The following is a 25356-nucleotide window of genomic DNA, read 5'->3' on the forward strand; positions in this document are numbered from 1 at the left end:
ATGAGTACGCACCGTGATCGCAGCTCCGAGCCGGCTGCCCGCGCCACCGTGCTGCGCACCGTCTCCACCAGGGAGCGGCGCTCACATCTGTCCGCGCCCCGTGTCCCGACCGTCGGTATCGACATCGGCGGGACCAAGGTGATGGCGGGCGTCGTGGACGCGGATGGCACCATCCTGGAGAAGCTCCGGGCCGAGACGCCGGACAAGTCCAAGAGCCCCAAGGTCGTCGAGGACACCATCACCGAGCTGGTGCTCGACCTCTCCGACCGGCACGACGTGCACGCGGTCGGCATCGGGGCAGCGGGCTGGGTGGACGCCGAGCGCTCCCGCATCCTGTTCGCACCGCACCTGTCCTGGCGCGACGAGCCGCTGCGCGAGTCGCTCCAGGCCAGACTCGCCGTCCCCGTCCTGATCGACAACGACGCCAACGCCGCCGCCTGGGGCGAATGGCGCTTCGGTGCCGGCAAGGACGAGGACCACCTCGTGATGATCACGCTGGGCACCGGCATCGGCGGCGCGATCCTGGAGGACGGCAAGGTCAAGCGCGGCAAGTACGGGGTCGCCGGCGAGTTCGGGCACATGCAGGTCGTGCCCGGCGGCCACCGCTGCCCCTGCGGGAACCGGGGCTGCTGGGAGCAGTACAGCTCCGGCAACGCCCTGGTCCGCGAGGCCCGCGAGCTGGCCGCCGCGGACTCCCCGGTCGCGTACAACATCATCGACCGCGTCGGCGGCACCGTCTCCGACATCACCGGCCCGCTCATCACCGAGCTGGCCCGCGAGGGCGACGCGATGTGCGTCGAGCTCCTCCAGGACATCGGACAGTGGCTCGGCATCGGCATCGCCAACCTCGCCGCCGCCCTCGACCCGTCCTGCTTCGTCATCGGCGGTGGCGTCAGCGCCGCCGACGACCTGCTGATCGGCCCCGCCACCGAGGCGTACCGCCGCCACCTCACCGGTCGTGGCTACCGTCCCGAGGCCCGCGTCGTACGCGCCCAACTCGGCCCGGAGGCGGGCATGGTGGGCGCCGCCGACCTCGCCCGGCTCGTCGCCCGCCGCTTCCGCCGCGCCAACCGCCGCCGGCTGGAGCGCTACGAGCGGTACGAGCGCGCCGCCGCCCAGCTCGGCCTGGCGCCCCGCACCCGGATGGTGAGCAGGTGACGACCGGCACCACCGACGAGGTCGAGCCGCCGCCCACCGGCGAGCAGCCCGACCCCGAGCCCTCGGAGCGGCCCCGGCTCACCTTCCGCCGGGCCGTCACCGCCGTGATCGCGGTCCTGCTGGTCGCCGTGCCGGCGGGCTACCTCGTGCTCTCGGGGTTCCAGAGCCGGGACAGCGGCAAGGACAAGGAGCAGGTCGCCTCGGCGACGAGCCTGGTGTGGGAGTGGCCGAGCAAGGTCACCCGCCGCATCTACGAGGTGCCCATCCCCAGCCGCTCCACCTACGTCGCGTACTTCGAGACCAACAGCTGGCAGAAGAGCTCCCTGTACACGCAGTTCCGCACCTCGCCGGAGAAGCTGGACGCCTTCCTCGCCGCCCACGGCTCCGGCCGCGAGGAGCTGACCGAGGGGTCGGCGGTCAGCCACGGGCAGGCGGACGTGGTGGGTTGGGACCTGCGCCGGTCCGGTACGGAGTTCCTCGGCACCACCGTCCGCAACCCCGGCAACCGGCCCGACCTCAGGATCACCGTCGACCTCTCCCGGCCCGAGCGCCCGCAGGTCTACGTCGTCTCCACCGCCGAATTCTGATTCGGGCCCCAACCTCCGCAAGCGGCCTCCCACGTCGTGGTTCGCCGTCGGCCTCCGTGCCGCGGGAGCGTGCCGGCGACGGAGGCGTTCTCCGGGACCGCCCGGGTTCTGTACCGGCGGTAGCACTGGGTAGCGTGTCCCGTGTGAGTGAGAGCAGCGAGAGCGTGAACCAGTCGGCGACAAGGGCGGTGAGCCGCCCGGTGCCACAGCAGCGGACCGAGCAGCCGGCGACGGCGACGGCCAGAGCACTGCAGTACCGCATCGACGGCCCGGCCGGAGCGCCGCTGCTGGTCCTCGGGCCCGCGCTCGGCGCGACCTGGCACATGTGGGACCGCCAGATACCGGAGCTGACGCGGGAGTGGCGCGTACTGCGCTTCGACCTCCCCGGCCACGGCGGCGCCCCCGCACACCCCGCCGCCTCCGTCGCGGACCTCGCCGAACGCCTGCTGGTCACCCTGGACAACGCGGGGGAGAACCGCTTCGGGTACGCGGGCTGCGGCATCGGCGGCGCGATCGGCGCCCAACTCGCCCTCACCCAGCCGCAACGGCTGACCACCCTCGCGCTCATCTCCTCCTCGCCCCGCCAGGGCACCGCCGACGAATGGCGCCAGCGCGGCGTCGTCATCCGCACCAACGGGCTCGACCCGGTCGCCCGCACCACCCCCGACCGCTGGTTCACCGGCGACTTCATCGGCGCGCAGAACGCCATCGCCGAGTGGTCGGTGCAGATGGTGCGCACCACCGACCCCGGCTGCTACATCGCCGCCTGCGAGGCCAACGCCGCCTTCGACGTCCGCGACGTGCTGCCGCGCATCGGCATCCCCACGCTGGTGGTGTGCGGCGCCGAGGACCAGCTCGCACCGCCCGCCGACGCCCGTGCGCTGGTCGCCGGCATCCCCGACGCCCGACTGGCGATGATCCCCGGCGCCGCGCACCTCACGCCGGTCGAACGCCCGGGCGAGGTCACCGAGTTGCTGATGCAGCACTTCGAGACCGCCTGGCAGGACCAGCCGGACGGCGGCCAGCCCACCGGCGCCCAGAGCGTGCTGCCGGCCAGGCCCAACCACGTGCCCGCCCCGGCAGCCGTCGCGCCGATCGCCGAACCCGCCTCCTCACCGCTCGGATGGGCCGTCGGCGAGCTCACCGCGGGCACCGGCACCACTGGCCGCGCCGACGCCGTGGAGGCCGGCACCAGACTGCGCCGCGAAGTGCTCGGCGACGGCCACGTGGACCGCATCGCCGCCGAGACCGACGACTTCACCGCCGACTTCCAGAGCTTCCTGACCCGCGTCGAGTGGGGCGAGGCCTGGTCGCGGACCGGCATCGACCGCCGTACCCGCTCGGTCGCCACGCTCGGCATCCTCACCGCGACCGGACAGCTGGACGCCCTCGCCGACCACGTGCGCGGCGCGCTGCGCAACGGCCTCACACCCGCCGAGATCCGCGAGGTGCTGCTGCACACCGCGGTCTACTGCGGGCTGCCGGCCGCCGACGCCGCCTTCCGCGTCGCACAGCGCGTCGTACGGGAGGAAACGACCCCGGAGGAGTAGCACAATGGCGGACATGCCCAGCTCGCAACCGTCCGCCTCCGTGCCCTCGGCCACGCCCTCGGCCGCGTCCTCGTCGTCCTCCTCGTTCTCCTCCTCCGACCGTCCGCCGCTGAGGCTCACCAAGCAGGGCCACTCCAGCGTCCGGCTGGAGCGGGACGGTCGCGCCCTGGTCATCGACCCGGGCGGGTTCAGCGAGGACGACGCGGCGCAGGGCGCCACCGCGCTGCTCGTCACCCACGAGCACCCCGACCACTTCGACGAGCGCCGGCTGCGCACGGCGCTGGAGGCCGACCCCTCCGTCGAACTGTGGACGCTGCGCAGCGTCGCCGAACAGCTCGCGCCCGCGTTCCCCGGCCGCGTCCACACCGTCGGCCACGGCGACACCTTCGAGGCGGCAGGATTCCGTGTCGCGGTCCACGGCGAACTGCACGCCGTCATCCACCCCGACATCCCGCGCGTCACCAACGTCGGCTTCCTGGTCGACGAGCGCGTCTTCCACCCCGGCGACGCGCTCACCGTGCCGGACGCCCCGGTGGAGACACTGCTGCTGCCGCTCCAGGCGCCCTGGAGCAAGTTCTCCGAAATCGTCGACTACGTACGGGAGTTGGCGCCGCGCCGCGCGTACGACATCCACGACGGCCTGCTCGGCGGCAACGCCTTCCCGATCTACGAGCGGATGCTCGGGCCCACCGGCCCCGGGCTCGGCGGCGCCGACCACGACCGACTGCTGCCGGGCGAGTCCGCGACACTCTGAGCGCTGAGGGCCCGCGCCGCGTCTTCCGCGCACCGCGCCGCCGGCCCGCGCCGCGTCTCCCGCTTGCTCGACGGCTGCACGGACCCGCCCCCGGGCACTGCGCCTGGCACGTCCGTCACGCGCGCGGGCGCCCCGTACGACCGGCGCCGGTCCGGCGTGCGCGCCCGACGCCGTCCCGCCCGCGCGGACCGGCGTGGGACGGACGGCCGAGTGTCAGAGGTGAGCGATAGGTTCTCCTCATGCGAATCGCCACCTGGAACGTCAACGGCATCAACACGCGACTCGAGCGGCTGCTGGACTGGCTGAAGTCCAGCGGGACGGACGTCCTGTGCCTTCAGGAGCTCAAGTGCACCGCCGAGCAGTTCCCCGCCCAGGCGCTCGCGGACGCCGGCTACGAGGCGGCGTTCACCGCGACCGGCCGGTGGAACGGCGTCGCGGTCCTCTCCCGCGTCGGTCTCACCGACCCCGTCACCGCGCTGCCGGACGCCCCGGAGTTCGAGGGTGTCCTGGAGCCCCGCGCGGTCTCCGCCACCTGCGGCGGCGTACGCGTCTGGTCCGTCTACGTGCCCAACGGCCGCGACCCCGAGCACGCCCACTACCAGTACAAGCTGCGGTGGTTGGCCGCCCTGCGCGACACCGCCGCCCGCGAGGCCGGCGGCGACACCCCGTACGCGATCCTCGGCGACTTCAACGTCGCACCGAAGGACGAGGACGTCTGGGACATCTCCCTCTTCGAGAACTCCACCCACGTCACCGACCCCGAGCGCGACGCCCTGACCGCGCTCGCCGCCACCGGGCTGACCGAGCTGAGCCCCAGAGCGCTGAAGTACGACGTGGCCTTCACTTTCTGGGACTACCGCCAGCTCAACTTCCCCAAGAACCGCGGCATGCGCATCGACCACGTCTACGCCAACCCCGCCTTCGCCGCGGCCGTCACCGACTCCTTCGTCGACCGCGAGGCCCGAAAGGGCAAGTCCCCCTCCGACCACGCCCCGGTCGTCGCCGACCTCGACCTGTAGGGCGCGAGCACCGCCGGGGCGGGGGCGAGTCAGACGGGCAGGACCGGTACGTCGTACTGCGGGATGTACTTGTCGCGTGTCACCAGGGTCATGCCCTCGATCTGTGCCTGAGCGACCAGCAGGCGGTCGAACGGATCCCGGTGGTGTGCCGGCAGCCGCCCGGCCCGAACCCCGTGGCCGGCGGTCACCGGCAGCTGGCTGAATTGGCTGTCCCGCACCCTCTCGGCCAGGTCCTCGGGCTCGCCGAGCTTGCCCAACGACTGCTTGATCGCGATCTCCCAGGGGGACACCGCGCTCACGTACACCGCCGGCTCGGTGTCCAGCAGCTCCTTAACGTCGGGCGTGAGCTGCTCCGAGTCCGCCAGCCACCAAATGACGACGTGCGTGTCGAGCAGTAGCCGCATCAGCGCATCCCCAGAGCGTCCGCCACGTCCTCGGGCAGTTCGTCGAAGTCTTCCGGGATGTGCACCTGCCCGCTGATCGACCCGCGTCCGGTCCTTCGGACACTGGGGCGGAGCGGAACGACCTTGGCCACTGGCTCGCCGGCCTTGCTGATGACCACCTCCGCGCCTGTCGCCACCTGCTCGAGGATGCGGGAGAACTGGGTTTTGGCTTCATGGACGTTGTACTGACGCGCTGCTTCCACGGCTGCCTCCAAGCGGAAGAAAGTTGGTGGACCAACTCCTGGACTAAGTCTACTCCCGCAGGCGTGGCGCAGCCGGACTGTTCGCCCCGGGGCGGTGCTGCCCTTCCGTGCTGTTGCGGGCCCCGTGCGGCCGTGGCGGCCGGTGGAAGGCCCGTTGCGCGCCCGCTGTCCGTCAACGGCCGTGCGGGCGCGACGGGTTGGGGACACCCGAGTGTGTTGCTCCGGTAGCCGAGAGGCACAATGTCCGGCGGGGAATTCACACACCTGCCCGTGGCGCGCAGGTGAGGACCGTGGACCGGGCGCCGGACACCGGGCAGCCCAGGGGGAGCAGACCAGCCGATGGCATCCAGGCGCGATGAGCTGAACGCGTACACCTTCGAGAAGAAGCGCACCGTCGCCGCGTTCCTGCAACCCTCGCCCTCCGGGAGCGACGAGGGGGCACCGAAGCCGATCCGCGGGTTTCTGCCGGGTCTGATCGTCGGTGTGCTGCTGCTGGTCGGCTTCGGCGCCTGGGGGATGTTCAAGCCGCTGGCGCCCAAGGACTGGGACCAGCCCAAGAAGAACGTCATCATCGGCAGCGACTCCACCACCCGGTACGTCGTGCTGGAGACCGACGGCAAGGTGCAGCTGCACCCCGTGCTCAATCTCGCCTCCGCCAAACTGCTGCTGACCTCGGACTCCTTCGAGATCGTCAAGGTCGCGGAGAAGGAGCTCGACAGCGGTCGAATACCGCACGGGCCGACCGTCGGCATCCCGTACGCACCGGACAGGCTGCCGGACGAGAAGGAGGCCGGCCGGGCCATGCGCTGGGCCGTATGCGAGAAGCCGGGCGGTGTGGGACGCACTCCCGGCCAGGCCGCCTTCGTGCTCGGCGACCACGAGCACGACGCGGTGGAGGGCAAGGGACGGCTGCGCGGCGGCGACGTCATGTACGTGCGCGAGCGCGGCAGCCGCGCCGAGTACCTCGTCGACCCCAAGGGCAAGAAGTACCAACTCAAGGACCGCCAGCGGGAGTTGCTCAACCGCGCGGTGACCAACGGCACCCCGCAGCCGGTCGACAGGAAGTGGCTGGCCACGCTCCCGACCGGCGACCCGCTGGTCTTCCCCGACCTGCGCGGCCCCATCGGCACACCGGCAGGCGTCGAGGGCCTGGACGAGAGCGCCAACCGGATCGGAATGGTCCTGCGCGCCCGTACCGCGGACGGATACGAGCACTACCTCGTCGAGCAGGGCCGGGTCGTACCGGTCACGGACTTCACCGCGTTCATGGTCCTGTACCACCCCGAAACGGCCGAACTCCGCCAGCGGGCCAAGCCGTACGAGGTGAACCCGCAGTCGATCACGCCCGTCTCCCGGTCGCTCAGCCCGACCAGCGGCAAGGACTGGCCGGTCCACCGAACCGAGCAGATCAACCGCGGCGAGCGGCAGACGCTGTGCAGCGTGCTGCGCGACGTCGACGGCTCCAAGGGCACCACGACCCGTTCCACCTGGGCCGCCAAGGACTATCCGCGCACCATCTCCGACCGCTCCACCAGCGCCTACGTCACACCCGGTGCCGGCATGCTCTTCCGCCAGTTCCAGGGCAGCGACACCGGCACCGGCGGCACTTTCCTGCTGACCGACACCGGTCTGCGGTACGCCGTGCAGTCCAACAACGACAGCAGCACGGACGGCGATCCGGACGGTTCGAAGAAGGACGGCAAGGAGGAGGAGAAGGTCAACGAGGCCCAGATGAGGCTGGGTTACCAGAACGTCAAGCCGCTCCCGGTGCCGTTCGAGTGGGCCCAGTTCCTGCCGACCGGCCCGCGGTTGGACGTCAGCGGCGCCCGACTGCCCCAGGGCTCCTGATGCGACGGCGAACCCTCGCATCTCTCGCTCTGGCCGGCCTCGTACTGGCCGGCCCCGCCGCCGCACCGGCAACCCCTGCGGGTGCCTACGCCTCGTCCGGGCAGCAGGCGTCTGCCCTGTCCAGCGGGCACGACGCCGCGGGGGAGCGCACCGCCGCCCGGCACCCGGCACCGCTCGCGCTCAGCGACGCGGGGGAGTGCCGCTTCGGCGGCAAGCAGTTCCCCGGCCGCCCCTGGCCGCTGCAACGCGTCCAACTGGACCGTCTCTGGCAGGAATCCAGAGGGAAGGGCATCCGGGTCGCGGTCATCGACAGCGGCGTGGACGCCAAGAACCCGCAACTGGCCGGAGCGGTCGACCGCAAAGCCGGCAAGGACCTGCTCAAGCCCGGCAAGAACGAGCCGAAGGGCGCACCCCGCGGTCCCACCGTCGACAACGTCGGTCACGGAACCAAGGTCGCGGGCATCATCGCCGCCCGCCCGCGCGCCAAGACGGGCTTCGCCGGCCTCGCACCGGAAGCCACTGTCGTCCCGATCCGCCAGAACGACGGGCAGGGCGAGGGCGACGTCGATTCCCTGGTGCGAGCCATCGACTACGCGATCGCTGCCGGGGTCCACGTCATCAACATCAGCCAGGACGCCAAGGGGCCGTTGCACGAGGACTCGCAGCTGCCCGGCGCCGTCCAACGGGCACTGGACCGCGACATCGTGGTCATCGCCTCGGCAGGCAACGACGGAGCCTCGGGCAAGTCCGTCAACACCTATCCCGCCGCACTGCCGGGTGTCCTCGCCGTCGCCGCCTCCGACCGCAACAACGAGCGCGCCTACTTCTCCCAGCGCGGCGAATTCGTCGGAGTCGCCGCACCCGGCGTCGACGTGGTCTCCACGGTGCCTCTCGGCGGCCACTGCGTCGACAACGGAACGAGCTTCGCCGCACCGTTCGTCGCGGGCGTCGCCGCCCTCATCCGCGAGAAGCACCCGACCTGGACGCACCAGCAGGTCGTCGCACAGATCCAGCAGACCGCCGAACGCGCCGTCAGCGGCCGCGACCGGCACATCGGTTGGGGAGTCGTCGACCCCGTACGGGCCCTGACCGAGGACAGCAGCCCCGTCGACCGCCCCGTGGCGCGCGAGGGCGTGCGGCAGGCCGAGAAACCGGAGGCGGCGGCGCTCAACCTCCACGAGACGTACGCCGAACGCAACGAACGCCTGGCCACGTACGTCCTGCTCGCCGTCCTCGTCCTCGTCGGCCTCATCGCCACCGCCGCCCGCATCCTCCGCGACCGCGCGCGCGGCGGCGCGTCCGCCGGTGCCTCCGACGCCACGTGAACCGGCGCCGGCCGAGCACCGGATGCCCGACGGCCCAGCGCACCGTCCCGGGAGCGGCTCGGTGCGCGGGCAGTCACGGTGTCCCATCTGTCAGGACAGAAGCCGATATCCCGTCACGCGTGTTCCTGCTGGGCTGTCAACTACCGTGCCCACCTGGGGTTTTGGTGTGGTGCAGACCACAAAGCACATCGCTGTAATCATGTGCTCACTGCTTCACGTGTCATGTACGTAGTGAGTAAACTTGTACGGACCGTAATGGCCGAACCTGTGGGGGGGATTGAGCCGTGGCGCTCGACCATGTCGGAGGCACGAACGGCAGCGGGGAACTGCCGACAGCTGACGGGGATTTGGTTCTCGACTCGGAGACCCTGACGCGGCTGCGCAAGCAAGTCGACCTCGTCGCAAACGAGTTGCGTGATTCGTCCGCCTCGGAGGCGAAGGTTCGTCAGCAGATCGTGGCCCGTGACGCGTACGGCGGCGCCAATCTGGCGCATGCCGACGATCTGTCGAAGGCGTACGACAAGGCGCGTGTCGAACTGGAGCGCTATGTGCGCATTTTCTCCGAGCAGATCGAGGCTTTGAGCCTGGTCGTCGAGATGTCCAAGAAGGGCTTCGACAACGCCGAGGAAGAGCAGATCGCGCGCTTCCACAAGCTCCAGGAGAACGCCCGGGAGCACTACCGGACCCCGGAGCCCCGCCCGGACACCCGCGACGAGCGGTCCGCGGGCACGGGCAGCGAAGCCGAAAGCTACTGAGACCCGAGAAAGGGGGACACACGCCTTGCCTGCAGACAACTCGGAGGGCCTGAGCCACAAGGAGCTGCACGCTCTCGTCGCCGGCGCCAGACCCGACGACATATCCACCCGCAGCGACGCCGTCAGCGTCGCTGCACGGAAGATCTACACCATCGTCCAAGACCTCGAACGCCTCGTGAAGAAGGCCGAGTGGGAGGGCGAGTCCGGTGAGGCTCTGCGCACCTGGACGAAGAGCTTCGCCAAGGAGGGCCGCGCTCTCGGTGATTACGCCACCCTCGTCGGATCCGCTCTCTTCGTCGCCAGCGACGGGCTGAGCTACGCCAAGAAGACGATGCCCGACCTCAAGGACGGCAGCCAGTCGGAGAAGGACCGTCAGGACGCACTGCGTGTCATCACTCGTCTCAACTCCTACTACAGCGAAGCCGCCAAAGACGTAGCCTCCCCCACCCGCCCGAATTTCTCACCGCTGAGCGGTATCGAGGTGCCTCGTCCGGTAGGCCCGATCGAGACGTCCTCGACGGCCCTCAATGGCCAGCAGACCAGCACTATCGCGCAGAGTGGCGCCGTGGTGGAGGGCCACGAACGCAAGCAACCAGAGTCCGTGTCCTCCTCTGAAGAGCCCAAGCAACGTGCCCAGGACCCTGCTGGCGGCGAATTGGACAGGGGAGTGCGTACGGAGCTGGACTCAGCCACTGTCTCTGGTCCTTCACGCTTGCCGGGCTCTGTGCTTCCGGGCCCGATAGGCGCCGACGTTCCCGCGAGTGCAGCACCTCAGACCAACGTGAGCCCGGTAGCCGGCATCTCCCCAGTCAGTTCTGGTGGCCGGTCAGGTGTTCCGGCCAGCGCGTTCAATCCAGTGCCAAGCCAGAAGCCGGTGACGTCACCCTTCGGGCCGGGTATGACGCGCACGCCCGCCACCGGTATTCACGGAGGGACCGCCCGACCCGTCTCCAACGGACCGAGTCAAGCGGGGATGCCCCGTGGAACCGTGATCGGCGGCTCTTCACAAGGATTCGGGCCCGCGTCACAGAGCCAGGCCACCCGTCGAAGCTTGGCTACGGAGCCAGGGCGAGCCGTCGGCGGCAGGTCAGGTGTGGTGAGCAGCATGCCGTCCAACCGCTCCTCCAGCAATGTCCCAGGACCGGCTGGACCTCCTCTCTCTGGGCGGTCGAACACGCCCAAACAGAACACGGAAGCCAGACGTGGCGCCGCTGACGGGCCTGGGTATCTGAAGGAAAGCGTGGAAACCTGGAACAGAAACAATAAGAAGACGGTTCCACCCGTAATTGGCTCCGACTCCTGATCGGCAGTAGCAGATCGTGCGTGAAAATTTTCGTGGAAACAGGCGTATCGCTAGGCGGTGCACAGTCGTGGCCGTTGTTCTCGGTCTATGGCTGGGTTCTGGCGTACCGCAGAGTGCGTCAGCTGCTTCTGTTAAAGAAAGGCAGTGGTACCTCGACGCCATGGATGCGGAAAGTATGTGGGAAGAGAGTAAGGGGCGAGGCATCACCGTTGCGGTTATCGACGGCGGCGTAGATGGGACCTTGCCAGAGCTGCGAGGAAAACTCATCAAAGGGAAGAATCTCTTCTCTCCCTCGAAGTCCCCTTACCGCGACCTGGGCGGGCACGGAACATCAATGGCAGCACTTATCGCAGGGAGTGGGGAAGAAGGAGGCATACAGGGGCTGGCGCCAGAATCGGAAATTATACCCGTCACGGTCAGTCCAGGAGTTGTTGATCTCTTCAGTAAAATTCCCGAGGCCATCGATCATGCCGTGAAAAGTGGCGCCGACATCATCAACATGTCTTTCGGTGGAAGTAATCGAGAAGATCCGGCCGTGCAAGCAGCGATTGACAGGGCAAACAAAGCCAACGTGTTGCTCTTTGCCGGTTCAGGTAACGAGGGGACAAACGCGACTGCGTACCCGGCTGGCTACGCAGGTGTGGTAGCCGTGGGGGCTACCGGCGAGAGCGGAAAGGTTACGGACTTCTCCCAATACGGAGCACATCTTGCTCTGGCAGCGCCAGGCGATCGTATGGCGATGAGGTGTGAGAGGAACACAGCCACCTGCCTCGACGGCAAAGGAACTAGTGCCGCAACGGCAATCGCCTCAGCGTCTGCCGCACTCATTTGGTCGAAGTATCCGGAGTGGACGGCTAACCAGGTGCTTCGAGTGCTGATCGATACGGCCGGCAAGCCGAAGACTGGCGAGATTCCAAGTAAGTACATCGGGTACGGCGTCGTACGTCCGCGTATTGCACTTGCGGACGACAGCATTGACCCCGGCGACCCGGACAAGAATCCCCTCTTCTCCAAGTACTACGCGAAGCAGGAGGAGAAGTCTGACTCGTCGGAAGGGCCTGACGACGGCAAGAGCGGCAGCGACATAAGCGAAGAAGACCAGAAAACCCAGGGCGACGCGTCGGAGAAGGACAGCAATTCACTCCTGGTGCCGGCCATCGCCGTCGGCGCTGTCGCACTCCTCGGCGTAGCCGTAGTCGGCGTACTCCTACGCCGCCGCACACGGGTACCGCAGTGACTCTGGTGGTCATCTCCGCTGCGTGAGGATATCTCGGACCTGATCTTATGGAGCAATGGGGGAACTAGCGATGTCTTTTCGAGGTGAATGGAACTCCATAAAGGCAGAAGTCGAGCAGGACAGAGCAAAGCTCAACTTGGCCGGCTTGGCGCCCGAATACGACAGTAATGGAAAAGAAATACCGGGGCCCGGCCCTGACTTCGGTGCTGTGGTGATAACGCCGGCACTGCTCAGGAAGAAAGCGAAAGAGGCAGACACGACCAGGGCGAACCTGAAGAAGGCAGACAACTCTGCGGTGGATGCGATCAAGAAGGCAACGTCCGGGCTCAAGGGTTTTCAGTGCCAGAAAGGCATACGGACTTTCGAGGAGCGCTGGGAGAAGCAGGTCGACCACTTGGACAGGCTCATTGAGAACGGAGTGGCGGGCGGTCTCAATTCAGCGGCTGCCGAGATGGATTTGCAGGACATGAACCAGGGAACCAAGTTCAAGTCGAAGAACTGAACTCGGTGGGAGAAGGTTAGATGCCGCTCAGCTATGAGACAGTCGTGGGCGCCGACTTGTCAGGTCTCACGAAGGCTGCCAGCAGGTGGAGAGTGTTGCCGGATGAGCTGATCGGGATCGCAAACTCCTTTCAGTCGACGGTTACACGAAAACTTTCACGTCGTGATTGGGACGGGAAGGCCGCGGAGGCCGGGCGACGGAATTTTACAAAGGTCTATGACCAACTAGAAGACGCATCTAAGGAATCCAAAGCTGTTTACGGCCTTATCCGCAGCGCTGTCGAGGAACTGGAAAGCGTCCAGAAGAAGCTCAAGGGGATCGCCTCAGAGGTGGCTGAGAGTACCCATCTGTCACTGAACAAGACGACTGGGAAAGTGCTATTCGATTCACCCGAGGAGGACTTCAAACAGAGACAGACGATTCAGAAGCACCTCCGCGAGACAATAAATGAATACAACACGCAAATCAATACGCTACTGAACCGGGCGACCGAGGCGGACCGGGCACTCAACTGGGCGCTCATGCAGGACCGAAACGGATCCAAACCAGGCTTCAACGCAGGCACTGTAGACAGCATCAAGGCTGCATCGAAATCGATGGAGGAGGCAGTAAAGCAGGCAAAAGAAGCTGAGGAAATAATCGGCAAGGGAGAAAAGGCCAGCGACCGCGAGATGACTCGTCTGAACTCGATACTCACGAATCGGCAAGGCGACCCGTATTTCACCGAGAAGTTCACTGCCGGTGTCGGAGCAAAGAAGCTCTTTGTTCAGTGGAACGACATGGTGAACGATCCGGGAGTTTCGGACGGCCGCGCGAAGATCATCGAGAAGTTGCAGAAGTCCTTGGGGAACACCTTGGCCACCGCGACACACTCTGACAGCGATGCAATGAAGAAGTGGAAGAAGGATGTCCTCGCCCTCGGGCCTGAGAGGATCGAGCTTGAACGGAAGACTCCGGAGCCTGGCCGCCCGCCATACAACTTTCAGGTAATGAGTGCCCTCATGAGAGAGGGGGACTACGATTCGCGCTTCCTGATTAATTACGGCGAGAAGCTGATCGACTTCGACAAGAAGATGGACTCTGAAGATTGGAAGCAGCAGCCGGACAATATTTGGCTAAACTTCGGAGGTGACGACCACGGAGCAGACCCAATGCGCGGTTACATGCACGCATTGGGCAATAATCCAGAAGCCGCCAAGGACGCCTTGAATAACCCCCACGACCTCCGTTATCTGATCAAGGAACGCGACTGGATTGCCGACCAGACCAGCGTCACAGTCAAGCCTGAATACCTGCATCGTGACCTTGGCAGAGCACTGCAGTCCGCGTCTCTGGGAGTCCCCTGGGATGAAACTGGCCTCAACAGGGACGCGGATACAGCTAATATCGCACGCGAAGTCATGAAAATAATGGGCGAGGATGTCAGGAGCAAAGAGGAGCAGCTGCTGCATAACGCTCCTGGCCTAGTCGATAGCGCTGCTCGGATCGGATCTGGCTATATTGACGAACTCACAAAGGCAACCGCTATGCGTGGCGGATTTAACAATGCGGAACTAATTGCGAGTGGCATCTATGACTCCCAAGACAACGGCATCGGTGACGTACCCCTCGATACGGCAAGAGATTTCATGATCGAAGTCGCTAAGCATTCGAATGCGTATGAAGCCATGGCGACCGCACAGCATATCTATACGGCCAGTGTCATGGAAGACAATGCAGGTGACAGGTACCGAGTTCAGAGTGCGCTCGATTCCGGAGCATACAATCAAGGCCTCATGGCGGCGGCGCGAAATGAGTACCTCGATTCCTTGGAGAAAGATGAACGAGAATCGGCTGACAAAGATTCGGAGGAATCGGGATCGTGGACGACGTGGAGCTTGGCGGAAGGTGGTTCTGCACTGAATAGCGTAGGAGGTGCTGCAGCCGGAGCTGCGATTGGCGGCGCAATTGCTGGCCCACCTGGGGCCACGGTTGGGATGGTCGCTTTCCCGATCGTTGGAGACCTTGCAATTTCGGCGTTTGAGCACTACATGGGCTTTGATGACGATGACGACCAGGGTGAGAGTAGGCAGGGAGCTCATTCGGGTGATCTAAGGGATCAAATTTCACTGAGGCTGACAGAGATGGAGTCGTCATACTCCAGTAATCACGATGGGGGCAGAGGTTTGTCTAGTGATGCATCTGATAAACAGTCGAATGGCTGGTCGTATGCTGAGGGAATTCTCAAGTCGCTAAGGTAGAAAATGCGTGCTCATCGAGTTAGTGTGCTCTGTGCCTTCTCTGTGATGCTTGTAGGGGGTTGTGCGTGGGCGCCGCCACCCTCTGCCCCTGAAATTAATTGGAACAGTGTTTGTGGTGGATCTTTTAAAGGGTATGAAAATGTGGCGGACGTGTCGGAGAGTCACCCCGGTCGTTTCGATGAAATTACCAAAGAAGAGAAAGTGAGAATCGTAAAAGAGTCAAGGAATCTCCGGGGTGTGGGTGAGAAACTATTGTCCTCGCCTCGTTCGCGTATTGATACCTGCGTACTTGAGTCAGAAGTAGATGAAAGAAATAGTGTTGTCGCTGGTTTCGATTGGGTAAAAGATCAAGAGTTGACTTCTCTGAAGCACCCGAAAGAGAAGCCGGGGAAGGACGTGCGGCTGATCGGTGATTACGCGGAGATCAGATTCGTCTCCGGAAACATTCAGGATCTGAACCTGTACGTGAGATGTGATCGAAGTGAAGTGCGTTCAGGTTACGGGTACAACGCGCTGCGCGGTGAGCTGCGTGAAAATTTGCTCTATACCCTTGCGGTGGAGCATCGCATGAAGGTCCTGATCCAGATGGCGCGAGCCGTTGTGTCGGGAATGGATTGTGAGAATGATGTGCAGCTCCGCAATCCGTTCGGAGAGGGGACCGAATGGGCGCATGGGCCGAGGTGAGCCGGGTCGGCGCGCAGAAATGCACTGCTTTTCGTACGCCGAGACGAGGTTGTTGTCAGATTTTAGTGCGCCTGGTGGTTTCCTGCTGATAGTTTCAGAGGGACCGTAGGGGGTGCAGTGGGCTTGCCGCTGTGTTTTGTGCTGCGGCTGGCGAGGGTTCGGTTCGTCGTTCACTGACCGTATGTTGAGAGGGGAATGAGATGGCTGGTGCGCAGAAGGTCAATGGGGTTGACCTGAAGAATCTGGAGAACAACCTCGGCTCGGTGCTTGAGTCGATGGACAAGCAGGTGCGGGGCCTGCAGACGGCGATCGATGAACTGGCCGGGCGTTGGTCCGGAATCGGTGCTGCGGAGTTCAAGAGTCAGCAGGGCCGCATCAACCAGGACCATGTGGCGTTGCAGAAGATCCTGAGCGGTATCAGGACGGCGATCGGTGAGACCCGGCGCGACAGCGGTGCGAACGACGAGAACGTGCTGCAGAGCATGCGCGGCATCGAGGGGAACGGTGTGCCGCTGTCGAGTGTTCCGCAGGGGACGACGATGGGGTCCATGCAGGACACGGGCGTCGGCTCGCAGAAGTACTCGGGGTTCGACAAGTTCTAGACGGGGGTCATCGTTTCGACGGTGACCGAGTGGATCTGACCAACTGCTTGGAGGCGTGAAATGGCGAGTGACCCGAGCCAGCTCGTAGTGAACTACGGCTCGTTGGAGAAGGCCGCGGCCGACATCGAGTCGGCGGCGAAGCGGCTGCGCGGTGATCTGGAGCGCGTGCAGCAGGAAGTGAAGAAGGTCGCCCAGACCTGGGAGGGCGAGGCGCAGAGCGCCTATATGCGTGTGCATGTGACGTGGGATCAGCGGGCGGACAGCATGGAGCGGACGCTGATGCAGATAGCCTCGAAGGTCCGCCAGGCCAGCGGCGAGTACCAGGCGAGCGACCGCAAGGCCGCGGGGCGCTTCGACATCTGAGGCGCGGCGAGCGGCACGAGTGTCCTGTCGTGTGTGTGAGGGGCGTTACCCGGCCGGGTAACGCCCCTCACCGCTGTCCGCTCAGTGCTCCTCGGGGAGCCAGCCGATCTGGACGATGGGGTTGCCGCGTTTGCGGGAGGCGAAGAAGGCGCGGCCCGGCGGGAGGGGCTGCGGACGTATGTTGCCGATGACCTCGCCCTCCATGGGGTCGCCGGACAGAACCAGACCCTGGGCGCCGAGTTCCCGGACACGCTGCATGAACGGGTCGTACGTGGAGCGTGCGGCGCCGGCCGAACTGCGCGCGACGATGAAGCGGATGCCCACGTCGCGGGCGTAGGGCAGGTTGTCGACCAGGGTGGCGAGGGGGTTGCTGCTGGAGGTCGACACCAGCTCGTGGTCGTCGATGACGATGAAGAACCGTGGGCCGTCCCACCAGCTGCGGTCGCGCAACTGCTGCGGGGTGATGTCCGGTTGGGGTGCTCGTCGGACCATCAGGCTGTTGAGCGACTCGATGTGCGTCTCCATGGCGTTGGACATGGCCGCGTACTCGAGCAGGTGGTCGTCGGGCACGTACCCGAGCAGGGAGCGGCGGTAGTCGCCGAGCATGATCAGGGCTTCGTCGGGGGTGTAGCGCTCGGTGATCTGTTTGATCAGCAGTCGCAGCAGTGAGGTCTTGCCCGATTCGCTGTCGCCGAAGATCAGGAGGAAGGGGTCCCGTTCGAAGTCGATGAATACGGGCTGGAGGCTGTTCTCGTCGAGTGCGAAGGCGACGCCCTCCTCCGGCCTCTCGTGGCCGGCGGGGAGCTGGTGTGCGGGGAAGGTGCGCGGCAGCAGGCGTACGGGCGGGGCGAGGGGACCGTGCCAGGCGGTTGCGACCGACTTGACCAGCTCGTTGCCGGCCTCGGCGAGGTCTTCGACCGAGTGGCGCGAGTCGATGCGGGGCAGGGCGCCGATGAAGTGGAGCTTCTCGGGCACCTGACCCCGACCGGGAACGTTGGCCGGGACGTTGCTCGCGACGCGCCTGTCGAACTCGGAGTCCAGCGGGTCGCCGAGCCGCAGTTCCAGCCGGTTGAGGATCTGGTCCTTGAGCGCGGCGCGCACTTCCATGTGCCGCGAGGCGGTCAGGACGACATGGATGCCGTAGCCCAGTCCGCGTGCGGCCAGGTCGGTGACGACCTCCTCCAGGACCTCGTACTCCTGGCGCAGGTTCGCCCAGCCGTCGACCAGCAGGAAGACGTCCCCCCACGGCTGGTCGGGGAGTTCGCCGCCGGCGCGGCGCCGGCGGAAGGTGGCGATGGAGTCGATGGAGTGGGTGCGGAAGTACTCCTCGCGCTCGTTGAGGATGCCGATGACTTCGGCGGTGGTGCGGCGGACTTTCTCGGGGTCGAGGCGGGAGGCGATGCCGCCGACGTGGGGGAGGTCCTGGAGGGCGGAGAGGCCGCCGCCGCCGAAGTCCAGGCCGTAGAACTGGACTTCGGCCGGGGTGTGGGTGAGGGCGAAGGCGGAGACCAGGGTGCGCAGCAGGGTGGACTTGCCGGACTGCGGGCCGCCGACGACGAGCATGTGGCCGGCGGCGCCGGAGAAGTCGCGGGTGAGCAGTTCGCGGCGCTGCTCGAAGGGTTTGTCGACGATGCCGAACGGGACGGTGAGGCGGCCGAGTTGCGGGTTTTCGGGCTGGGTGAGGCCGCGGCCCTCGACGACGGTGAGTCCGGGCAGGAGCTGGTCGAGTGCGGGCGCGGAGTCCAGCGGGGGCAGCCACACCTGGTGGGCGGGCGGGCCCTGGCCCTCCAGCCGTCGCACGATGACGTCCAGGACGGTGTCGGCCAGTGCGTCGTCCTCGCGGCGGGCGGCGGCGAGGGCAGCGGCGAGCTGTTCGGGGTCGGGTTCGGAGTAGGTGACGGGCACCGGGGCGGCGGTGAAGAGCGCGGCGCGGCGTTCGACGGGGCGGGGGCCGAGGTCGGCGGAGTGGTCGTCGTTCTGCCGGTAGACGCCGGAGACGTACGCGGCCTTGAAGCGGTCCATCTCCTCGGTGCCGTGCTTGAGGTAGCCCGAGCCGGGGACGGACGGCAGGTGGTACGCGTCCGGTACGCCGAGCGCGGTGCGGGACTCCGAGGCGGAGAAGGTGCGCAGACCGATGCGGTACGAGAGGTAGGTCTCCAGCCCGCGCAGCTTGCCCTCCTCCAGGCGTTGCGAGGCGAGCAGCAGGTGGACGCCGAGCGAGCGGCCGATGCGTCCGATCTGGATGAACATCTCGATGAAGTCGGGCATCGCGGTGAGGAGTTCGGAGAACTCGTCGATGACGATGACCAGGGAGGCGATCGGGTCGAGTGCGGCGCCGGCGGCGCGGGCCTTCTCGTAGTCGTGGATGTTGGCGTAGTTGCCTGCCGAACGCAGCAGTTCCTGGCGTCGGTTGAGTTCGCCGCGGATCGAGTCGCCCATGCGGTCGACGAGGGTCAGGTCGTCGGCGAGGTTGGTGATGACGGCGGAGACGTGCGGCAGCGCCGACATGCCGGTGAAGGTGGCGCCGCCCTTGAAGTCGGCGAGGACGAAGTTCAGGGTCTCCGAGCTGTGGGTGACGGCCAGGCCCAGTACGAGGGTGCGCAGCAGTTCCGACTTGCCGGATCCGGTGGCGCCGACGCACAGACCGTGCGGGCCCATGCCGTCCTGGGCGGCTTCCTTGAGGTCCAGCATGATCGGCTGGCCCTCCTCGCCGACGCCGATCGGTACGCGCAGCCTGTCGGCCTGTGAACGGGGCCGCCAGGTGCGGGAGGTGTCGACGGAGTCGGCGTCGCCGAGGTTGAGGAGGTCGGTGAACTCCAGGTTGGCGAGCAGGGGCGCGTCGTCGTCACCGCCGCTGCCCATGCGGATGGGGGCCAGCAGGCGGGCCAGCGCCTCGGCGGCCTCGGGGCCGAGTACATCGGGGGTGCCCTCGTAGACCATGCCCTGGGCGGAGGTGAGTCGGAGTCCGTCCGGTTGGGCGGCGATCGCCAACGCGCCGCGGGGCTCGCGCAGTTCGCCCGCGATGACCTCGATGACGGTGACGCCCTGGATGCCCTCGGGGGCGGCGAAGGCGGAGCCGGGCGGCACCGAGGAGCCGTCCAGCAGTACGACCAGGTGGGCGCGGTCGGGCGGTGCAGCCTCGCCGGTGAAGCGGGACCGGCCCTCCAGCCGTACGCGCAGCCGGTCCTCCAACTCGATGAGATCGTCGGTGATCAGCCGTCCGCTGCCCGCTCCGTCGGCCTCGCCCGGCTGCTGCGCGTGCGGGAGCCACTTGGCCCACTCCCAGCGTGCGGCGGCTTCCGCGCCGCTGGCGGCGACGGCGATCACCAGATCGTCGGGGGAGTGCAGGGCGGCGAGTTGGGCGAGCATCGCGCGGGCGGTGCCGTGTGCGCTCTCGGGACGGCCTGAGACGGTGACGTGGTAGAAGGACCGCATCGAGACCGCGACGGGCAGGTCGTCCAGCGAGCTGTGGGTGGCGATGAAGCGCTGCATCGCGCCCGCGGTGAGCGGCTCCAGCTCGTCGACCGGTGCGGTGTCGGGCGCCACCAGCGGAGTGTTGAGCTGCTGGGTGCCGAGGCCGACGCGTATCTGTGCGAAGTCGGGGTCGGCGGGGCGGCGTTCCCAGACGCGGTCGCCGGCCTCGACCAGTGACCAGAGCTGGTCGGCGGGCGGGTGGAGGTAGAGCTGAGCGTCGCGCTGGCTGCGTGCGGTTCTGCGGACCGTACGGCGGGTCTGGGCAAGGTACTTGAGGTAGTCGCGCCGGCTCTGGGCCATCTCGCCCAGCGTGCCGCGGCGGAACCGTACGAACATCGCGACGACCATGCCGACCATCGAGACGAGCATGATCAGGCCCATGATCCGCATGAAGGTGTGCGGCTGGGTCGGGTTGAAGAAGAAGACCAGCGAGCCGCCCATGCCGAGCATGGGCAGGACCTGCATCCACACCCCCTCCTGCTGGCCGCGGGGGAGTTCGGGCGGCGACTCCAGCGTCAGGGGTTCGGCGGGCACGTCGGCGGGCAGCACCCGGCTCCGGCGCTTGATGACGATCTGGCTCACGCGTACCCAATCCCTCTGGTTCCGCGCGGAGTTCACCCGTCGTCGCCCCCTTGGCGGCGGTCCCCATCCGCGCGGGACGATCCTACTGACAGGGTCACGGCAGGTGGGCGGTAGGGTGTCGCTCAAGGTCCCGGATCGACTACCGGCCGTGTTCCGGAGGGTTGTTGCCGCTTCGCGGCGAGTCGACCGATTTCCGTGCCGTGGTGAAGCGGGCGCCGTGCACGAGGCGATGCGGCCCGCACCGCCGGGCGGACAGCGCGCGAGAGGTGCGCGCCGAACGGGACCGTACGACCACCGCACGACTTACCAGCGAGGCGCGGCACCGCGCACACCGCGAACGAGGGGGCCCAGAAGTGACGACGCCGCCGTCCACCGCGACGACGTTCTCACGATCATCCGCGACGACCGGCTACTGCCGGGTCACCGTGGTGGCGACCGGCAGCCGTATCGATGTGGCGCTGCCCGAGGACGTACCGGTAGCCGATCTGTATCCGGAGGTGCAGCGGCTGACTGGGCAGGCGCCCGGGGAGGGCGAGCTGGTCGGCCACCATCTGGTGCGGCGCGACGGCAGCGTGCTGGACAGCGCGCGAACCCTGCTGGGTCTGGGCGTGACGGACGGCGAGGTGCTGACGCTGCGTCCCTTCGCCCGTTCGCTGCCGCCGGTGGTGTTCGACGATGTCTCCGACGCGGTGGCCAGCGCGGTGACTCGCGACCGCACGCTGTGGAACGACCGCTATCTGCGGATCTCCGGGCTGGTCGGCGCGGTGGCGCTGATGTCGTTGATGGCGCTGGTGCTCTGGTTCGCCGACTCCGCCGACCGGGACATGCACGGGCTGCCCGGAGTCGTCGCCGCGGTGGCGGCGGTGCTGCTGCTGGTGCTGGCGCCGGTGCGGGCGCGCTTCTACGACGACCCCGGCTCGGCCACCGCGCTCGGCCTGGCGGCGCTGCCGCACGCGGCGCTCGCGGGTTCGGCGCTGCTGCCCCTCCAGGAAGGCCACGGCGTCGGGCGGTTGCAGTTCCTCCTGGCGTGCGCGGCCGTACTGGTCGCCGCGGTGGTGATGATCTCCGCGATGCCGGGCAACGACGCGCTCTTCGTCGGCGCCGCGGTGCTCGGCACCACGGGCGTGCTGGCGACGTTCGGGGCGATCCTCGGCGACGGCAGCGCGCTTGCGGCGGCGTCGGTCTGCGCGCCGGTCGCCATCGGCGTACTGGCCTTCCTGCCCGGGATGTCGGCGCGGTTCGCCAGGCTTCCCATCGGGTACGCGGCGCCGCGTTCGGGCTACGACAGCTCGGACAACAGCGAGGAGGACCCGTTCGCCCCCGCCGACCCCGGGCCGATCGACGCGGAGCGCATCGCGGCGCAGGCGCGGCGCGGCCACGAGGTGCTGATCGGGCTCGTCGGCGGGTTCTCGGCGGTCGTGGTGGGCAGCGCCGCGGTGCTCGGCTTCTCCGGCAACCTCTGGGCCCAACTGCTCGCCCTGGCCTCCGGGCTCGCGCTGCTGATGCGCGCGCGGCTCTTCCGCTACTCGGCGCAGGTGGCCTGTGCGATGGTCGCCGGCGCGACGGCGCTCACGCTGCTGGTCGTCGGGCTGGTGCTGAACTCCACGGAACTGCTTGGCGGTTCGCAGGGCAGCGGACTGCGGACGCTGTGGCTCTCGGCAGCCCTGGCGGCGGGAGCGCTGCTGCTGATGGCGATCGCGCTGATCGTGCCGCGATCGGGCCTGACCCCGTTCTGGGGACGGCTGCTCGACATCGTCGAGATCGCCGTGCTGCTCTCGCTGACGCCGCTGTGTCTGGCGGTGCTGGACGTGTACACCTCGGCACGCGCGCTCACCAGCGGGTAGCCGTCGTTGATCCGGACCGTTGCGGGTTCTGTGGCGGTGGCTTCCTTCGTCGGGTGTCACCCTGCCGAGCGGGAGTCGTCGAGCGGGACGTCCGGTTCACGGGGGCTGACCTCGCCGGCGGCCTTGCCCGGCTTCTGCGTGGACCGGGCGCGTTCGCGCCCGCTCATGGCGAGAAGGCTGCCGCCGAGTTCGAGGCAACGCCGGGCGGGTGCGGGCACGCGGCCCGAGCGTCCGGAGCGCCTCTAGCGTGCGGGCGGTGCGCGGCGTGCGGGGCGTACGCGGCGGCACATGGGCCAGGTGGACCCTCAGGGGCGGCGGAGGGTGAGCCAGGCGATGTCGTCGCGGGGACTGCCGTCGATGAAGGTGTGGAGATCGTTGCGCAGCGCCTCGGTGAGTTGCTCCGGCGGGTCCGCGGCCCAGGCGCGCAGCCGGTCCTCGAGCGGGTAGAAGTCGCCGTCGGCGCTTCTGGACTCGGTGACGCCGTCGGTGCAGACGAAGAGAGTGGCGTCACGGGGCAGCGTGAACTCCTTGAGCGTGCGCGGTCCAGGCGCCAACTCGCCCATGCCCAGCGGGAGTCCGGGGTCCGGGAACTCGATCGGCAGCACCTCGCGTGCGGTGTGCCGCACCAGCTGTGGGCTGACGTGGCCGCAGTCGACGACGCTGACCCGCCCCTCGTCGTCGAAGCTCAGCAGGAGGGCGGTGACGAACCGCTCGGGTTCGCCGCGCGCCGCGCTGCGGGCGTTGTGGCGGTGCACCGCGTCCTCCAACGCGTCGGCCACGCGGGGCAGTTCGGCGACGTGGTGGGCCGCCTCCCGGAAGGCGGCGAGCAGCGCCATGGTGGTGCCGACGGTCTGGAGCCCCTTGCCCTGGACGTCGGCGATCAGCACCCGGGTGCCGTACGGGGAGGTCTCCAGGTCGTACAGGTCGCCGCCCATCAGGCTGTCGACCTCGACGGGCTGGTACAGGCCGTCGGCGGACAGCTGCCCGGTCGTCACCGGCAGCGGCTGGAGCAACTGGCGCTGGAGAGCGGCGACCAGCGACCGCAGCCTCGTCACCTCCTCCGTCCGGTGGATGCGCAGATGGCAGACGATCACGCAGAGCGCGCCGATCCCGGCGACCACCAGCGCCGGGGTCGGTTCGCCGATGCGGTCGTCGTCCCAGAGCGCCACCAGGACGACCAGGAAGCCGGCGCCCGCCGCGGCGGCGGTCTGCCGCACCGTGCCGACACCGGCGACGAAGGCCGGCAGAAAACAGAACGCCACCGTGAGGCTGGAGCCCAGACTCACGCCCAGCACCAGGCCGAGCGCGACCAGCAGCGCGAGCATCGCCACGAACACCCTCGGCGCCAGCAGCGGCCGCGGCCCCTCGTAACCGGCCAGCGCCTTGGTCGCCCGCGTGGGGACGAACTCCCCGTCACCGAACATCACTCGACCCCGTTCACTTCTCACGTCCGTTCCGCGCCACGCCGGTTCCGCGCCCGCTCGGCGGCCGGTCCCGGGTGCCCCGCACGACCGGCCTGCGACCGCTCCGGTCGCTTCCAGCACGGTACGGGCGCGCACCGGCGGCGGGGCGCGCCACACGCTCCGGTCGTGCGCGCAACGATCTGTAGGGTCGAACGGTCCACGGATCCGATGAGTGCCGGGAGTGCCACGTGGGGATGCAGGGGCGTACGGGAAACACGGGGCGTCTGCGCGCCGCGGAGTGGGGCCTGTCGGTCGGCGGGTTCCCCAGCGGCGTCCACAACGCGCTGACCGACGTCCCCGGAGTGCGCGTCGGGCACACCACGGTGCGCCGCTCGCCGGACATCCACAGCGGAGTGACCGCCATCCTGCCCGGCGAGCGGGTGAGCCCACAACGGCCGGTGGCCGCGGGGGTGTTCACCGGAAACGGCTACGGCAAGCTCATCGGCTCCACCCAGCTCGCCGAACTGGGCGAGCTGGAGACTCCCGTACTGCTCACCTCCACGCTGTCGGCGTTCCGGGTCGCCGACGCCCTGGTGGGCTGGATGCTGGAACGTCCCGAGTGCGCGTCGACCGTCAGCCTCAACCCCGTGGTGGGGGAGTGCAACGACGGCCACCTCTCCGACATCCGCGCCCGGCCGGTGCACGAGGAGCATGTGCGCGCGGCCCTGGACGGCGCCTCCGCGGGACCCGTCGCGGAGGGCTGTGTCGGCGCCGGCACTGGCACCGGGGCGCTCGGCTTCAAGGCCGGCATCGGTACCGCCTCGCGAGTGGTCGCACTGCCCGGCGAGGGAACCCGCTACACGCTCGGCGCGCTGGTGCAGGCGAACTTCGGCGGCACTCTGCGGATCGGCGGCGAACTCCTCACCCCCGGCGGGCTCGGCCTGCGTCCGGACGCGCCGCCGCCCGAGAAGGGCTCGTGCATGATCGTGGTCGGCACCGACGCGCCGCTGGACGCCCGGCAGTTGGGACGGCTGGCACGGCGGGCGGTGTTCGCGCTGGCCAGGGTCGGTGCCGCGTACGGCCACGGCAGCGGCGACTACGCCATCGCCTTCTCCACCACCGCGGCCACCCGGCGGGCTTCGGATGCCCGCGACCCCGAGCCGCGCGACCCCGAGCCGCCCTCGCCGTACGCGGAGAGGCCCGGGCCCGCTCCTGCGGACTCCGCGCTGAACCCCCTCTTCGAGGCCGCGCTGGACACGGTGGAGGAGTCGGTGCTCAACTCGCTGCTCGCCGCCGTCACCACCACCGGGCACCGGGGCCGTACGCTGCCCGCGCTGCCGGTAGAGGCCCTGCGCCGCCGCCCGCCGGGCACCGGGCCCGCCCCGCACGCCGGCTGACGCTCCCGGTTCGGCTGCCCGGGTTCGGCTGCCCGGTTGGGCTGCCTGGTGCGGCTGCCCGGTTCGGCGCCCGGGAGGCGTTG

General features: G+C 68.0%; 21 protein-coding genes. 17 read left to right on the forward strand and 4 right to left on the reverse strand.

The window, feature by feature from the left end; translation table 11 throughout:
* The 5 genes from MTQ01_RS14375 to MTQ01_RS14395 all read left to right on the forward strand — a co-directional run bounded on the left by MTQ01_RS14375 (position 1) and on the right by MTQ01_RS14395 (position 5068).
* Entirely contained in the window at positions 1 to 1158 is a 1158-nt protein-coding gene (locus MTQ01_RS14375; protein ID WP_211040358.1) for an ROK family glucokinase, read from the forward strand.
* Positions 1155 to 1745 carry a hypothetical protein gene (locus tag MTQ01_RS14380; protein ID WP_247490382.1) on the forward strand — a complete coding sequence of 197 codons (591 nt, stop codon included), beginning with the start codon at positions 1155 to 1157 and terminating at the stop codon, positions 1743 to 1745. Before MTQ01_RS14375 ends, MTQ01_RS14380 begins: the two co-directional genes overlap by 4 nt.
* A gap of 200 nt (positions 1746 to 1945) precedes the next feature.
* Positions 1946 to 3295 carry an alpha/beta fold hydrolase gene (locus MTQ01_RS14385; RefSeq protein ID WP_247490698.1) on the forward strand — a complete coding sequence of 450 codons (1350 nt, stop codon included), beginning with the start codon at positions 1946 to 1948 and terminating at the stop codon, positions 3293 to 3295.
* A 109-nt stretch (positions 3296 to 3404) separates the two neighbouring features.
* Positions 3405 to 4049, forward strand: a complete 645-nt coding sequence (locus tag MTQ01_RS14390; RefSeq protein ID WP_247490699.1) for an MBL fold metallo-hydrolase — start codon at positions 3405 to 3407, stop codon at positions 4047 to 4049.
* Between the two features lie 239 nt (positions 4050 to 4288).
* On the forward strand, positions 4289 to 5068 hold the full coding sequence (locus MTQ01_RS14395; RefSeq protein WP_247490384.1) for an exodeoxyribonuclease III: 780 nt from the start codon (positions 4289 to 4291) through the stop codon (positions 5066 to 5068).
* Positions 5069 to 5097: 29 nt separating this feature from the next.
* Here the strand turns inward: MTQ01_RS14395 and MTQ01_RS14400 are convergent, their stop codons facing one another.
* Positions 5098 to 5472 (reverse strand): type II toxin-antitoxin system VapC family toxin, encoded by a 375-nt coding sequence (locus MTQ01_RS14400; protein WP_247490386.1) that lies wholly within the window; start codon positions 5470 to 5472, stop codon positions 5098 to 5100.
* Positions 5472 to 5714, reverse strand: coding sequence for a type II toxin-antitoxin system prevent-host-death family antitoxin (locus MTQ01_RS14405; RefSeq protein WP_247490388.1), 243 nt, complete (start codon positions 5712 to 5714; stop codon positions 5472 to 5474). The genes MTQ01_RS14400 and MTQ01_RS14405 overlap by 1 nt, the downstream gene beginning before the upstream one ends.
* Before the next feature lie 339 nt (positions 5715 to 6053).
* On the opposite strand from MTQ01_RS14405, the gene eccB reads away from it, so the two are divergent.
* The 10 genes from eccB to MTQ01_RS14455 all read left to right on the forward strand — a co-directional run bounded on the left by eccB (position 6054) and on the right by MTQ01_RS14455 (position 16573).
* Positions 6054 to 7562 (forward strand): type VII secretion protein EccB, encoded by a 1509-nt coding sequence (eccB, locus tag MTQ01_RS14410; RefSeq protein ID WP_247490389.1) that lies wholly within the window; start codon positions 6054 to 6056, stop codon positions 7560 to 7562.
* A complete protein-coding gene (mycP, locus tag MTQ01_RS14415; RefSeq protein WP_247490391.1) occupies positions 7562 to 8887 on the forward strand; it encodes a type VII secretion-associated serine protease mycosin in 1326 nt (441 codons plus the stop codon). Before eccB ends, mycP begins: the two co-directional genes overlap by 1 nt.
* A gap of 284 nt (positions 8888 to 9171) precedes the next feature.
* Entirely contained in the window at positions 9172 to 9642 is a 471-nt protein-coding gene (locus MTQ01_RS14420) for a hypothetical protein (RefSeq protein WP_247490393.1), read from the forward strand.
* 25 nt (positions 9643 to 9667) lie between these two features.
* Positions 9668 to 10945 carry a hypothetical protein gene (locus MTQ01_RS14425; RefSeq protein WP_247490396.1) on the forward strand — a complete coding sequence of 426 codons (1278 nt, stop codon included), beginning with the start codon at positions 9668 to 9670 and terminating at the stop codon, positions 10943 to 10945.
* Between the two features lie 160 nt (positions 10946 to 11105).
* Positions 11106 to 12182 carry a S8 family serine peptidase gene (locus tag MTQ01_RS14430; protein WP_247490398.1) on the forward strand — a complete coding sequence of 359 codons (1077 nt, stop codon included), beginning with the start codon at positions 11106 to 11108 and terminating at the stop codon, positions 12180 to 12182.
* 55 nt (positions 12183 to 12237) lie between these two features.
* Positions 12238 to 12684 (forward strand): hypothetical protein, encoded by a 447-nt coding sequence (locus tag MTQ01_RS14435; protein ID WP_247490399.1) that lies wholly within the window; start codon positions 12238 to 12240, stop codon positions 12682 to 12684.
* Positions 12685 to 12704: 20 nt separating this feature from the next.
* Complete coding sequence (locus tag MTQ01_RS14440) at positions 12705 to 14924, forward strand: hypothetical protein (RefSeq protein WP_247490401.1); 2220 nt, start codon at positions 12705 to 12707, stop codon at positions 14922 to 14924.
* Positions 14925 to 15161: 237 nt separating this feature from the next.
* A complete protein-coding gene (locus MTQ01_RS14445) occupies positions 15162 to 15608 on the forward strand; it encodes a hypothetical protein (RefSeq protein ID WP_247490403.1) in 447 nt (148 codons plus the stop codon).
* Positions 15609 to 15808: 200 nt separating this feature from the next.
* Positions 15809 to 16210: a WXG100 family type VII secretion target gene (locus MTQ01_RS14450; RefSeq protein ID WP_247490406.1), complete on the forward strand. Its 402-nt coding sequence runs from the start codon at positions 15809 to 15811 to the stop codon at positions 16208 to 16210.
* Between the two features lie 60 nt (positions 16211 to 16270).
* Positions 16271 to 16573 carry a WXG100 family type VII secretion target gene (locus MTQ01_RS14455; RefSeq protein ID WP_211040370.1) on the forward strand — a complete coding sequence of 101 codons (303 nt, stop codon included), beginning with the start codon at positions 16271 to 16273 and terminating at the stop codon, positions 16571 to 16573.
* Positions 16574 to 16654: 81 nt separating this feature from the next.
* Here the strand turns inward: MTQ01_RS14455 and eccCa are convergent, their stop codons facing one another.
* Positions 16655 to 20629: a type VII secretion protein EccCa gene (gene eccCa / locus MTQ01_RS14460; protein ID WP_247490408.1), complete on the reverse strand. Its 3975-nt coding sequence runs from the start codon at positions 20627 to 20629 to the stop codon at positions 16655 to 16657.
* Between the two features lie 353 nt (positions 20630 to 20982).
* On the opposite strand from eccCa, the gene eccD reads away from it, so the two are divergent.
* Positions 20983 to 22473, forward strand: a complete 1491-nt coding sequence (gene eccD, locus MTQ01_RS14465) for a type VII secretion integral membrane protein EccD (RefSeq protein WP_247490410.1) — start codon at positions 20983 to 20985, stop codon at positions 22471 to 22473.
* A gap of 305 nt (positions 22474 to 22778) precedes the next feature.
* Here eccD and MTQ01_RS25170 read toward each other — a convergent pair whose 3' ends face one another.
* Entirely contained in the window at positions 22779 to 23921 is a 1143-nt protein-coding gene (locus tag MTQ01_RS25170) for a PP2C family protein-serine/threonine phosphatase (protein ID WP_247490412.1), read from the reverse strand.
* 209 nt (positions 23922 to 24130) lie between these two features.
* Here MTQ01_RS25170 and MTQ01_RS14475 point away from each other — a divergent pair, with 209 nt between their 5' ends.
* Entirely contained in the window at positions 24131 to 25273 is a 1143-nt protein-coding gene (locus tag MTQ01_RS14475) for a P1 family peptidase (protein WP_247490701.1), read from the forward strand.
* Positions 25274 to 25356: the final 83 nt, after the last annotated feature.

This window comes from Streptomyces sp. XM4193, assembly GCF_023072595.1.
Lineage (GTDB): Bacteria > Actinomycetota > Actinomycetes > Streptomycetales > Streptomycetaceae > Streptomyces.